General features: G+C 45.6%; 12 protein-coding genes and 1 pseudogene. 3 read left to right on the forward strand and 10 right to left on the reverse strand.

Translation table 11 applies throughout. The features are described from left to right. Positions 1-31 precede the first annotated feature (31 nt). Complete coding sequence (locus tag U0R10_RS07100) at positions 32-709, forward strand: HAD family hydrolase (RefSeq protein ID WP_377983264.1); 678 nt, start codon at positions 32-34, stop codon at positions 707-709. A gap of 19 nt (positions 710-728) precedes the next feature. On the opposite strand, the gene U0R10_RS07105 is transcribed toward U0R10_RS07100, so the two are convergent. The 10 genes and pseudogenes from U0R10_RS07105 to U0R10_RS07150 all read right to left on the reverse strand — a co-directional run bounded on the left by U0R10_RS07105 (position 729) and on the right by U0R10_RS07150 (position 12168). Continuing rightward, entirely contained in the window at positions 729-1319 is a 591-nt protein-coding gene (locus tag U0R10_RS07105; RefSeq protein ID WP_377983265.1) for a NifU family protein, read from the reverse strand. 256 nt (positions 1320-1575) lie between these two features. After that, a pseudogene (gene rpmA, locus U0R10_RS07110) lies at positions 1576-1833 on the reverse strand (50S ribosomal protein L27); the annotation flags it as partial. A gap of 38 nt (positions 1834-1871) precedes the next feature. Beyond that, a complete protein-coding gene (rplU, locus tag U0R10_RS07115) occupies positions 1872-2186 on the reverse strand; it encodes a 50S ribosomal protein L21 (RefSeq protein WP_377983266.1) in 315 nt (104 codons plus the stop codon). 107 nt (positions 2187-2293) lie between these two features. After that, positions 2294-3463, reverse strand: coding sequence for an AIR synthase related protein (locus U0R10_RS07120; RefSeq protein WP_377983267.1), 1170 nt, complete (start codon positions 3461-3463; stop codon positions 2294-2296). Position 3464: 1 nt separating this feature from the next. After that, the gene (gene hemB, locus U0R10_RS07125) at positions 3465-4436 is read right to left on the reverse strand and encodes a porphobilinogen synthase (protein WP_377983268.1); all 972 of its coding nucleotides are present in this window, start codon (positions 4434-4436) and stop codon (positions 3465-3467) included. Positions 4437-4467: 31 nt separating this feature from the next. After that, positions 4468-4839: a helix-turn-helix domain-containing protein gene (locus tag U0R10_RS07130; RefSeq protein ID WP_377983269.1), complete on the reverse strand. Its 372-nt coding sequence runs from the start codon at positions 4837-4839 to the stop codon at positions 4468-4470. Positions 4840-4870: 31 nt separating this feature from the next. Continuing rightward, on the reverse strand, positions 4871-6283 hold the full coding sequence (locus U0R10_RS07135; protein WP_377983270.1) for a M61 family metallopeptidase: 1413 nt from the start codon (positions 6281-6283) through the stop codon (positions 4871-4873). After that, positions 6280-6966, reverse strand: coding sequence for a DNA repair protein RecO (gene recO, locus U0R10_RS07140; RefSeq protein WP_377983271.1), 687 nt, complete (start codon positions 6964-6966; stop codon positions 6280-6282). The genes U0R10_RS07135 and recO overlap by 4 nt, the downstream gene beginning before the upstream one ends. Further along, positions 6960-7739 carry a lysophospholipid acyltransferase family protein gene (locus U0R10_RS07145; RefSeq protein WP_377983272.1) on the reverse strand — a complete coding sequence of 260 codons (780 nt, stop codon included), beginning with the start codon at positions 7737-7739 and terminating at the stop codon, positions 6960-6962. The genes recO and U0R10_RS07145 overlap by 7 nt, the downstream gene beginning before the upstream one ends. Before the next feature lies 1 nt (position 7740). Beyond that, positions 7741-12168 (reverse strand): hypothetical protein, encoded by a 4428-nt coding sequence (locus U0R10_RS07150; RefSeq protein WP_377983273.1) that lies wholly within the window; start codon positions 12166-12168, stop codon positions 7741-7743. Positions 12169-12264: 96 nt separating this feature from the next. Here U0R10_RS07150 and U0R10_RS07155 point away from each other — a divergent pair, with 96 nt between their 5' ends. Together U0R10_RS07155 and U0R10_RS07160 are read left to right on the forward strand one after the other, a co-directional pair. Then, complete coding sequence (locus U0R10_RS07155) at positions 12265-12774, forward strand: KdsC family phosphatase (protein WP_377983274.1); 510 nt, start codon at positions 12265-12267, stop codon at positions 12772-12774. Continuing rightward, the gene (locus U0R10_RS07160) at positions 12765-13277 is read left to right on the forward strand and encodes a gamma carbonic anhydrase family protein (RefSeq protein ID WP_377983275.1); all 513 of its coding nucleotides are present in this window, start codon (positions 12765-12767) and stop codon (positions 13275-13277) included. The genes U0R10_RS07155 and U0R10_RS07160 overlap by 10 nt, the downstream gene beginning before the upstream one ends. Positions 13278-13339: the final 62 nt, after the last annotated feature.

Here is a 13339-nt window from a genome sequence, read left to right on the forward strand (position 1 = left end):
CTTTATCCGCCGGCAGCGTTTTTGAATTTCTATGTTAGTAATCGCATTTGATGCCGACGATACCCTATGGGTCAATGAACCTTATTTTCGCGAAAGTGAGGAGGAATTTGCTGCGTTGTTTGAGGACTTTTTGCCCATGCATCAGACGCAACTGGAACTCTTTAAAACGGAGATGGATAACCTAGCCCTCTATGGCTATGGCGTGAAGGGATTTATGCTTTCAATGGTGGAAACGGCGGTTCGGATTACGGGAGGAACGCTATCTGCTGAAGGAACTGCTCGAATTTTGGACATCGGCAAACGCTTGTTGGCCCGCGAAAATGAGCTCCTAGAAGGTGTAGAAGAAGTTTTATCTACCCTGTCTTCCAAATATCGTTTAGTCGTTGCGACGAAAGGTGATTTGCTAGATCAGGAGCGAAAACTCCGTCAATCGGGTTTAGAAAAATACTTTCACCATATTGAAATCATGTCGGACAAGCGGACGGCAGATTACTTAAAATTAATCAAGCACTTAGACATTGCCCCTGATCAGTTTATGATGGTGGGGAACTCCTTAAAATCGGATATTATTCCTGTCCTGGAAATAGGTGGACACGGCGTTCATGTGCCATTTCATACGACCTGGGCACACGAAGTGGTGAGTCATCCGGTGGTACATCCGCAGTTTCGGGAGGTAGGCCAATTGGCTGATATTCTAGAATTCTTGTAAGAAATTCTGATTGGTAAAATTAAACGCCTTCTGCGACAACTTCCTTTACTTCAGGAATCATGCGCGTCATTAAGGTTTCGATCCCTGCCTTTAATGTCATTTGAGAAGATGGGCATCCTGAACAAGAGCCCTGTAATAATACTTTCACTTGGCCAGAAGCCTCGTCGAATGAATGAAATGAAATGGCTCCGCCGTCAGATTCAACAGCCGGACGTACATATTCTTCTAACACTTGCTTGATTTTACCGATAATCTCGGTATCCGAAACGCCCTCCTCATTGATGACTGCATCTGGCAAGACAAAAACGGGACGTTTTTCGGCAAAATACTGCTTCAAATACTGCTTAATACCAAATAATTCATCTTCCCATGCCGCATTTTCAGTTTTGGTTAAGGTGATGAAATTAGTTGTAATGAAAACGCGACTCACAAATTCAAATCCAAATAATGCGACAGCAAGCGGCGAATTTTTCTCTTTAGTTAATCCATCAGCAGGTTGCGTATAGTCGAACGACATACCCTCAGGCAACAATTCCACATTGAAAACGAATTTCATGGAATGCGGATTTGGCGTAGACTCAGTGTAAATATGGATTTGGGGAGTAAGCATTACGGGTAAGTTATGGAAACTAAACCACTAATTTAGGCACAAAGTTTCCGAAAAATAAAAAAACCTGGCATGAAAATACCAGGTTTTTTAAAAAATCTAGAAAAAACTACTCAGCAGCAGCTTCTTTTTTCTTCGCTGGAGCTTTCTTCGCTTTTGGCGCAGCTTCAACGGCTACTTCAGCAACAGCTGCTTCAACAGCCGGAGCCGCTTTTTTCGCTGGAGCTTTTTTCGCTACCGGTGCCACAGGTGCCGCCGCTGCCACAGATGGCAAAACGTGCACGAATGAACGACCTTTAAATCCTTTTTTGAAAGCAACTACACCATCCGCTAAAGCAAATAATGTATGATCTTTTCCAAGACCTACATTTTCACCTGGGTTGTGCGCTGTTCCTCTTTGACGTACGATAATGTTACCAGCGATAACTGCTTGGCCTCCAAATAACTTAACGCCAAGACGTTTACTATGTGATTCGCGCCCGTTTTTCGACGATCCGGCGCCTTTCTTATGTGCCATGTTTTTTTATTTTATGCGTATAAAACGCTAATGTTCAATTATTTAACAGAAATACCTTCGATTAACACCTGTGTCAAATCTTGACGGTGTCCATTCATTTTTTGGTATGATTTTCTACGTTTCTTTTTGAAGACCAAAACCTTCTCGCCACGAACGTGTGCTAAGATTTTAGCTTGAACAGTCGCACCAGCTACTGTGGGTGCTCCTACGGAAATCTTTCCGTCATTGTCAACAAGTAATACCTTGTCGATAACCAGTGCAGCGCCTTCCGCTCCCGCCAAACGGTGGGTGTAAACGGTACGGTCTTTTTCTACTTTAAATTGCTGCCCGGCAATTTCTACGATTGCGTACATTTTAGATGTATTTAAGTGAAACAATCCCACGAGGCCAGGTCGTTACCTTTACAAAGCCTTTTAAATGGGGTCGCAAATATAAAAAGTATTTAGAACAAAGGCAAACCCTAGTCGTAAATAAATTCTCCGTAAGTACTTTTTATTGTCAATTTCTTGACTGGAGCCGCTTCCACGCGGCCAACAACCCGAGCCGGAATGCCAAATGACTCCGAAATCTGCATGATCTCCTCCGCAAATTCAGGCGCCACATAAATCTCCATCCGGTGACCCATATTAAACACCTGATACATTTCCTGGAAACTCGTGCCACTCTCTTTTTGAATCAAATCAAACAGCGGTGGAATCGGAAATAAATTATCCTTAATCACATGAACGCCCTCCACAAAGTGCATCACCTTCGTCTGCGCACCACCCGAACAATGCACCATGCCATGAATCTGTGCCCGCATAGCGCCTAAAATGGCCTTAATAACCGGCGCATAGGTGCGCGTGGGCGACAAAATTAATTGGCCTACATTTAAAGGCGTGCCCGGTACCGCTTCCGTCAAAGAACGGGATCCCGAATACACTAAATCAGCTGGAACCGATGGATCAAAACTCTCCGGATATTTTCCAGCGAGGTAATTGCCCAGCACGTCATGACGCGCTGAAGTCAAGCCATTGCTGCCCATGCCACCATTATAGGTTTTTTCATAGGTCGCTTGGCCATCTGATGCTAGGCCGATAATCACATCGCCCGCCTGAATGTTGCCATTCGAAATGACATCCGAACGCTTCATCCGACCAATCACCGTACTATCTACAATAATCGTTCGGACCAAATCCCCTACGTCGGCCGTTTCGCCTCCTGTGCTATAAATTCCTAAACCATTCTCCCGCAACATCTCCAACACCTCTTCGGTCCCATTGATAATCTCCGCAATCACTTCACCTGGAATCAAATTTTTATTCCGACCGATCGTGCTCGAAAGCAACATTTGATCCGTCGCCCCCACACAAATCAAATCATCCGTATTCATCACGACCGCATCTTGTGCAATCCCTCTCCACACGGAAATGTCCCCTGTTTCTTTCCAATATAAGTAGGCCAAAGACGACTTCGTCCCCGCTCCATCTGCATGCATGATGTTGCAAAAATCCGCATCTCCACCCAAAACATCCGGAGATATTTTGCAGAAAGCCTGCGGAAATAAGCCCTTATCTAGCTTGGCAATGGCCTTATGAACATCTTCTTTAGAAGCCGAAACTCCCCGTTGCATGTAGCGATCGGTTGACATATTATGCTTTGGTTAATTGAGCAAATTCTTTGGCAAAATACGTCAGGATGACCTGAGCGCCTGCCCGTTTAATTGATAATAAACTTTCCAACATCGCCTTTTCGCCGTCCAACCAGCCATTTTGAGCGGCCGCTTTGATCATGGCATATTCGCCAGAAACATTGTACGCGGCTATTGGTAAATTCGAATTTTCGCGCAACAAAGCAATGATATCTAAATAGGCCAAAGCGGGCTTTACCATGAGAAAATCCGCGCCTTCTGCCTCATCTAATTCCAATTCAATTAATGCTTCCCGACGATTCGCAGGGTTCATTTGATAGGATTTTTTATCGCCAAATTTAGGTGCCGACTCCAATGCATCCCGGAACGGGCCATAAAAAGCAGACGCATATTTGGCGGTATAGGCCATAATTCCTACTTGCGAGAATCCTGCGCCATCCAATGCTTCGCGCAAATAACCGACCCGACCATCCATCATGTCAGATGGGCCGATTAATCGAGAGCCCGCTTGCGCTTGCGCAATAGCCATTTTGGCAAGAACTGGCAAGGTTTCATCGTTTAAGATTTGACCATCTTTGACGATACCATCATGTCCATCCGAACTGTATGGATCCATGGCCACATCGGTCAATAAAGATATTTCTGGGAAACGGCTCGAAACCGCATGAATCGCGTCTAAATACAAAGAGCCTTTTCGGTGACTCTCCGAGGCAATTGAGTCTTTTAACGACTCCTCCACCTGTGGAAATAAGGCGAATGAACGAATGCCTAAGGAGACACACGATTCAATTTCTTTTAACAATAAGTCCGTTGAATAACGAAAAATGCCCGGCATGGAGGAAATTTCCGTTTGGATTCCCGAACCAGCCTGAACAAATAGTGGGAATAACATGTCCTTCACCGACAGGCGAGTCTCCTCGACCATATCACGAATGACAGCACTTTGACGATTTCTACGGGGCCTTTGTAGCATAACGATGAATTTAAGCGACAAAGGTAGGAATTTATTGCGGCAGTTTGGACAGGATTTCGCTTAATTTCAGCTGTACTTGATGGAGCGCCGCCGCCTGTTCCGCAAATTCCCCTCGCGTCACAAAACCATAATCCGGGATGGCTGCCTCCGCCACGTGCGCGACTTTTTCATCCCTCAGAAAATCAATCAGATCCACTTGGAGCACCGTGGCAATTTGCCCCAAACGATAGAGCGTTAACTCCGTTTTACCACGTTCGATTTTGGAATAAGCGGACATCGTAATGCCCATCTGCATCGCCATAAATTCTTGACTAAGATCTTGTAACTGGCGAAATTTGCGAATCCGCATCGAATATTCTTTCATGGGGGTAAATATCAAAAACATATAGGCTATACCGTTCATGCAATTTAGCCAAATTAGTTCCTAGTTCGCCCTAAATATGCCGATTTGGACTGTTTGCCAGCTGGAATGCAGCTAATGAAGCCGAATTTTGGATCTCTAAACGCAACGGAGATTCCTTAAATTCTAAGCCAACAAATGCCATCAAGTCGCCTATTCGTTTAGCCAATGGCTCATTGCCCTCCACCCAAATTCGCCAAAAATCACTTAACGGTGCTTCGTATACTTTTTCTACCAAAGTATAGAAATCGGCCCGTGTATATCCTTTTTTGAATTCCGACTTCATGGCCAACAGCACATCGCGTAGGGATCGCTGATGACTAAATTTTTGGCGAATCATCAAATCTAAGGCCAACGCCACCAGCGCACCCTTGAAATAAATGGATACCCGTTTCCCCGGCAAGGCCTGGCCATAACCATCCAGCCATAGGTCAATCGAACTTTCAACCAAAGATTGTTTGGACGCGCCATCCCGTTCAAAATGTAATTTCAAATTCCCGAGCAACATGCCCACATATTCATCGGCAGTTACCACGCCAGATGCCCACAAAAACCAATCTCCTAAATACGTGGTAATCCCTTCCACCACCCAGCCCGTATCGAAAATCACTTGCCTCGTGTAGTCATATGGCAATAATTCCTTCGGACGGATCGTCGCTACATTCCACACATGAAATAATTCATGCGATGCCAAACCAATAAAATCATCATACGAATCCCGATCCTCCGGCCCCATCACCATCATCGTAGATGCCGTATGCTCCACCCCATGGTAAAATGGCTTCGGGCAAATCCAATGTAAAAAATGATATTTCTTACCCGGAAATCCTTCCATGTACGCAATCTGGTAATCCACAAAACGCGCGTAGGCTTGCAATAAACGTGGCGAAAAATGGTGCTTCGGCCCGACGCCCTGTACATAAAATGTGACGCCATGGGATTGCCAACGATGCGAGAAAACTTCTGGAGCGGCAATAAAAGGCGAATCTACCAATTCACGATACGATTTCGCGCGAAATCCAGACCCATAAGTAGGTAAAGAACAGGCAGTTTCGCGATTCCCTGGCAGCGTGATTTTTACCTCACAAGGCCTGTTTTCACCCCGATGCGGGAAAATTAAACAGGCAATAAAATTGATGTATAATAGATCCGACTGCGAAACGCAGCCCCCCGCGTCCGGCTGATCCGCAAAATACTTGTATGACAAAACAACAGGATCGAGCGAATCCACATCCAACGTCCACGTAGATAAACTCGACTTAACAATCGAACCTTTTGATGTCTGAATCGTAGCTATATTTTTAGCAAAATATTGTGCCTGATACCGACCCGGCCGCCAAATAGGCAAATGAATTTCCTGTGGCCCCACACGCTGCGGCGTAAACTCAAGTGAGATCGACAAAAAACGATCCTCCCCCTCAATCTGATAGCGCAACAAACGACTCATGCTAATACCTCCTGTAAAATTTGCAACGAACGTAAGTCGCCAAACGACTCCATGTGCAATTGATAATAATAAATTAATGCTGCCAACACAGCTTGCCGTTGGCCCCGCTTCATCACCACCTCTTGCCCATAAACTGCACCAAATAGTGCACTTAACGCCTCCGCATCAATCCCCGCCAAACCCGGAACTCCCGCGGCACGTAATTGCTCCAAAAATTCCGACACCAAGCCCGGGTAAAAACCCAGAAACTCCGTCAAATTCCACAAGAATTGCAAGTGAAAATTTTCCGTATGCCCAGGGGCCTGATCCAAAAACTGAAACGACGATTCCAGAAATTCAAATAACACCGGATTCGCCTCCTCCTCCTTCAACACTTTCGACAAGACCTCACTCAAAAACAAGGCAATGCTTGAATAGGCAATGTCAAAGGGAATTTTTCGGTAGGGGAAATAGCATTTGGCAGAAGAAATACGATGAATTCCCTTGCCCGGTTTGTGAAAAACCTCGAGGTCCAATAAGGTCAATGGCTGAAAAAGAGCCATTTTATGTTTGGCCTTCACGGAACGAACCCCATTTTCAATGTAGGTGGTAATCCCACATTCAGCCGTATAAATCGTGACCAGCAACGATGATTCGCGGTACCGCATATTAGAAATCACCAAGCCTTTGGTCTTCGTTAACATGCCTCCGCTTCCAATCCAATTTCAACACGCAAACGCTCCAAAATTTCTTCCGGCGTTGCCGACTCATCAAAGCGAATGGGTTCACGGAATTCAACCGTTAAGGTGGTATTTCGCTTCCGCATCAACAAGCCTTTTTTATCAAATGCGCGCCGAAAGCCATTGATGCGCACAGGCACTACAATCGGATTTTCTCCTTTAATCAAGTGAGCCGTTCCCTTCCGCAACGGGGCAAGCGCACGCGTTGTACCTTGTGGAAAACTCACGACCCAGCCAAACTTCAAACCTTTCCCAATCTTCTCCACCGCCGCTAAATCGACTTCGCGCTTCACATCTTTCCCCTCCGCACGCCACGAACGATTCACTAAAATCGCCCCGGCAAAGGCCAAAACCCGAGGTAATAAACCATCATTTTTCATGGTCTCAGACGCCGCCACATAAAATAGATTAGAACGCGGGGCCAACAAATAAATCGGGTAATTCAAGGAATTCCGAAAGCCCCATTTGACCGAAAAAAAGATGTGATATAAGCAAACCACATCCATAAAATACGTTTGGTGATTGGGTAAAAACAAGACGCCTTGCGTAGGCAAATCGTCTAAATACTCTGTCCCCGTAACCTTTGTTTTGTTGTAAACATTCAATCGATTGTATGAAATAAAACCAAGAATCATCACGATAATTCGCTTGAATAAGATTGGATTACCAAAGGGATCCCTTTCCCCCAAACCCAACGTATCCATAAACCGAAAAAGCTTACCTAATTTCGTTTCCATATTAAAATCCTCCCTTTTTTACCGCCGGCTTAGCTGGTGCCGACTTCTTCACAGGTGCTGCTTTTTTAGCTGGTGACACCCCACGATAATAACTTAAAAACCGCTTTAAAAATGCATCCTTTTCATCCGCTGCGGCCTCCACAACGGCCAATTTTCCCTTTTTATCTCCCTTCACCGCCTCGCGAATCGCCGCAAGAAACGCATTATCCGACGAATAAACACCTAATTCGCCATTAAAATAGGCAAAATAATACCAAAGGTCCTCCGACAATTCCCAATAGCCATAGAACTCTTCTTTGCTCGGCTTTTTAATCACCTCCATATATCCTTTCAACGTACTATTCACATCCACCGGACCCACGTTCACTACCGGCAAACCTCCCACCGAATAAAACGAAGACGTGTTTGGTGACCAAACCCAACGAACCGCCGAAAGATTAATACTGCCCGCAAATTCCGGAGCTACCTTGTCTAAGCCCAAATGAACTTGATCCATTTTGGTGCGAATCGCCTCCGGAATTGGACGCCCCAACACCTGAGCTGCTCGTTTTAAATAGGCATCTCGATTTTCAGGTTCATCCGCAGACTCTCCCGGTATTCCTTCATCTAACCCAAACTTGACGATGCGATCACCCATCACTTTGAGTAGATTTGGCGGGAAAACAAATTGCAGACTTAACCAAGTTTCCAATCGTGGCACCAAGGAATCCGTGGACATATCAATTTTCCCAAATGCCTTGATCGGCTTATTCCCTGTAAATAATTGCACCGCTCCTTCCGCCTCCATACGCCGCTTTTCTACAAACAAACGAATTTCTGAATCTTTCCCCTTCACCTCATAACGATCCTTTTCCTCCACAACTTCCCCCTCCGCTTGAAACAAAACGGGATCTAAATCGTCTGAAACAGGACCCAAAAATGTCGGGTATAATTTATTATCCGCATTGATAAAAATTCCGGCGGTGACTGGCCGACCGGCCTCATCGCGAACACTTGGATCTAGCTTAAGTGTAGGCGTTTCGCCCTTTGCATTCTCAAAAGGAATCCATGCCGCTTTGAAATTGGGTAAGCCTAGAACCGGACGCAAAAATCCCTTAAACTGTAAATTTGCCTTTCCGGAATTCAGTGCAACCTCTCCCTTAAATTGTTGATGTTTACTAAAATTCATAGGCGTTTTCTCGGAAATTAAACCCTCCGCCGTGATGACCGTTTCTGTTTTTTTATTCGCCAAAACCGACTCCACAAAGGCAAAATTGCGCAAGGTCACCTTCACTGTATCCCCATCACTCCGCGGATATAAATAATTCGCCTCGCCCTTCCAGGATGTCGAATTGCCTTCGGTTACTTTTAGGTCGGCCAACATATGTGTTCCGTTTAACAAGGCTCTAGCGCCGGTAAATGGTTTAAAGGCCCCATCTTTTTGTAGACCAAATAGGCCCTTTGCAGGATAAATTTGACTTGGTCCGGAGCCTACCTCTTTGACGCCTCCGAGGGATAAAATTTGGCCTTTCAAGTCATATTCTGCTGTATTTGCACGAATGAGCCCTTGAGATTGATCTGGGATTAAGCTGTCATTTTCTGCCCAACGCTGCAGTTCAAACCCGGACTTTCCTGTCATTTTAAACGTCTGATTTTGCGTATCCCAAACAGCATCTTTGAGTGTACTTTGGTAGGCAATAAACGGAAAAACAATAGGGCTTTCCTCGCCTTTCATCGGCTTGATTGTCATTTTTCCTGTACCCACTGTCGCGTCAATGGTTACTGACTGCGCTTGAACCGCAGGTTTGAACAAAGCCATTTGTCGGCCTATCTTCATCTCCACTTGATCTCCATGCCACGAGTTTGCATTCAATCGGAAATTATTCCCCACGAAAACCCCATCACTAAACGTCATTTTCCCTTGGGCGAATACTTGTTTCTGATGCATGCCGAGTCGGCCTTCTACTTGCACCTGATTTTGGAAAAGCGAAATTGACGTTTTTTCAGGTTGGATCCACAAGCTGTCTTGCGATGGAATCCAGCGCAAACTATGGGCAGGAATTTTAGCTTCCGGGAAAATAGATTTGCCCCCAAAAACGGATGTTATTTTAGCTTCTGTTCCCGATGAAATCAAAGAATCGGGGTAAAAATGGGTTGCTTTTTCTTGGGCTAGTAGACCGAGATATTGCAAACTACCTTGGCTTTGCAGACCCGCACGATTCATGGTTAGTGGAGCGCTAAGTGTGTATTTGGCTTGTCCTTTATAAATCTCAAGCGGCGATTTGCTGGTATATTGAAAACCAAAAGATTGGTCGGGCATTAACACCAAAGAGGCCTTCAAGGGGGGCAGCAGCCCCTCCGAATAAAAGTTCCCCTGAAACGTTATTTCCTTTTGGGTGAGGCTATCTAATTCGATACGCGGAACTTTGAAATAATGCTTTTTGGTATACACGCCTTGCGCGCGCCAGTCTTCATCGAAATAAGAAACGACGCCATTCGGAATAAGTAATTTGGGATAAGCCGCGATGCCATTCCGGCCTGATTTGTTGGATGGTGGGCTTAGTAAAATGGTCCCAGCTTCGTATTTAAATTGGCCGCCCACTTCATGTGAGCTGTTTTTTGGCAGGAAAGTAATGGAATCAATCTTGGCAAATTGGACCGCAAAATTGGTGAAATTGAAATAAAATGCGGGGCCACGAAAGCGGTAATTGCCTATTTTAATTTCCCCTTTAAAGTCAAAATCACGTCCTTGGCTGAAGGAAATTTGGGAATCGGAAGGAAGGAAATTGGCCTTCAGCGAATCGGAAACCATGACTTCTTTGATCCCGCGCACCATCAGTTTTTTTTGTGCCAAATCCAGGGAAATATTAGCCGAATCCCGAGGTACTAGGTTGCCATAGGAAGGAACATAAAACCGATCAAAGTCTTTTTTGGCAAACTTAACTTGGGCATAATGTTTCCCGAGGCGTGTCCAAGAAACCCGATCGGTGGACGCATGATAATTCAATAAACCTGCACGTTTAAATTGTTCGAAGCCGCCTTGTAGCGTTTTAGGATCCCGCTGATACCGGGTGGCGATATCCCCCAAATAGGCCTCGTTTTGTTTCGTTTCATTCAAATAATTATACAGTACGCGAAGCGGGTCATACGTCAAAATTCCTTGTTCGGAGTCGATGCGTTCAGCGTCAAAAAAATCGAATGACTCAACCCAAGCAGGTACTTGAGCCCGTCCCGAAACACGGTAAAAATCGATCATGCGGGCAGCCACTTTTAGAATGGCCAAATCCCCGGCAATACGCATTTGATGAAAACTTTCTTCAAACATTTGCTTGCTTTCGTTCAGATTTATGTGCCAGGCTTCCTCTCCAGGAACCCAATTCGCGCGCACATTGGCGTGATAAAGGGAATCTTTAGGGCCAACAAACGCAGTGAATTCTCCCTGTGGCATCTGAATTTTCTCGTCGGCACTAATGTATGCCAATGGCGTCTTAAACTCAGCTAACTTCTGTTTTTGTGTATAGACTTCAATCCGCGCCGGCGAAGATCCATAAGCGGAAATTCCTTGCTTATTATCTTGGATGTTTAGACGACCAAACGCCTTCCAATACAAGCCTTGCAACGGTTCTTTTAATTCTGTTTTTGACTGGAAATCAAAGGAGAAAAATGGCGTTCCTGCTTTGCGTTTGAGGGATAATTTACCTGACCCTTCGAGCAGGCGTTCACCTAATTTCAGCGTTCCTTCTTGGCTGACCAACACCCCTTTTCGTGGGATTAATTGAAACGTTTTTATCTCCCAAACGCCGTAAGCGCCACCTTTCAGGCGTGCTAACGTCCCGATTCCGAGCCGATCTTTGATTGACCATTGAAAATAATCAGGCGCGATTTCAAGGCTATCGCGTGAAATTTTGGATTGTAAAACGGCCTTATTCCATGTCAGCGTAGGTCCGTTTGAAAAAGTAAAGGTAGGCGTGGCGTCACTGAGGGGAGATTCGGAATCCCAACTATCCGCTTCGGAAACGACGGCTTGGGTTTGGTGCCACGCGAGATGTAGGTTTCCTTGGATTCGAATTTGATAGTTCCCTGTTCCGCTCAGCGTTTGATTATACTGCCAGGAATCGATTTGTTCGAGTAAAGCGATGGCAATTTTGGGGTCTTTTGCTTCGAGTATTTTTGGCCAAATCTGCAGCAATTCCGATTGCAATTCGGATGAAGACTGTAGGTAGACGCGCACGAATAAGTAGGCAATTTGAGGCGAACGCATGCCTTTTGTGGCAGTTTGGGTGATTTGCGTGCGTAGATTTTCTTGCGGGGTGGACTGCCAAAATGTGCTCCATTTGGCGGCAATTTGTGGTGCATCTTGGTATTTGCTTTGAAGCATCCAGCTGGCAACCTCGCTGGCAAAGCGATCCGGATTACCTGTAAATTGCTGGGCATGCAGTGCCTTTGGCATAACCAGGCAAATGCATAAACACCAAATAATTCGATTCCACATGGGGGTAAAAATACGTAAAAATTGCAGATATTTGTTGGCACAAATCCCCCAAACATGTCGAACGTCCTTTCCTTATTTTCCTCCATTAAAGCATTTGTTTTTGATGTAGATGGTGTGATGACGGATGGTTCCGTGCATGTGCTCGAAAGTGGGGAACATTACCGCACGTTTTTTATTCGGGATGGGTATGCGATTGAGCGGGCGCGGATGGCGGAATATCGGATGTGTGTGATTACGGGCGGGGGCCATGCGGGCGTGAAAAAGCGCTTAGAAAATCTAAAATTTCAAGATATTTATTTTGGTTTGGGGGGCAAGGACAAATTGGAAACCTATTTGGAGTGGTTGGCCCAAACCGGCTTACAAGAATCCGAAGTATTATACATGGGCGACGATGTTCCCGACTTAAAAATCTTGTCGCGACCGGAGCTGTTGAGTACGTGTCCGGCGGATGCGATTCCGGAGATCCAACAAGCGGTAAAATATGTTTCGCCGTTTGGAGGGGGAAAGGGAGCCGTGCGGGATGTGATTGAAAAGGTAATGAAACTACAAGGAAAATGGCATTAATCTTACCAGTAAAGGGCGTTTCGCCTGTGTTTGGCGCGGAAAATTGGCAAGCGCCGAATGCCACGATTGTGGGTGATGTGACCTTTGGGGAGCATTGCACGGTTTGGTTTAATGCGGTGGTTCGAGGGGATGTGAATCGGATTCGCATTGGAAATTATACGAATATTCAGGATGGTGCCGTGATTCATTGTACGTACCAAAATACCGAAACGACCATCGGAAATTACGTGTCGGTGGCGCATAACGCCATTGTGCATGGCTGCACGATTGAGGACCACGTGCTGATCGGCATGGGCGCTATCGTGATGGATGGGGCGGTGATTGAGACAGGTTCCATTATTGCCGCGGGTGCCGTGGTGACATCGAATACGCGCGTTCCGGCAGGTAGTATTTATGCGGGGAACCCGGCAAAATTTTTGAAGCCGGTAAGTGACGATGCGGCAGCTGTTTTTATGCGGACGGCGATGAATTATGTGGAGTATGCGAAATGGTTTCACAAGTAGACGCTAGACGTTGGACTTTAGACGTTAGACGTTAGTCCGGAGGATTTTTTTCTTCGTTACCT

This window comes from Aquirufa avitistagni (genome assembly GCF_042715545.1).
Lineage (GTDB): Bacteria > Bacteroidota > Bacteroidia > Cytophagales > Spirosomataceae > Aquirufa > Aquirufa avitistagni.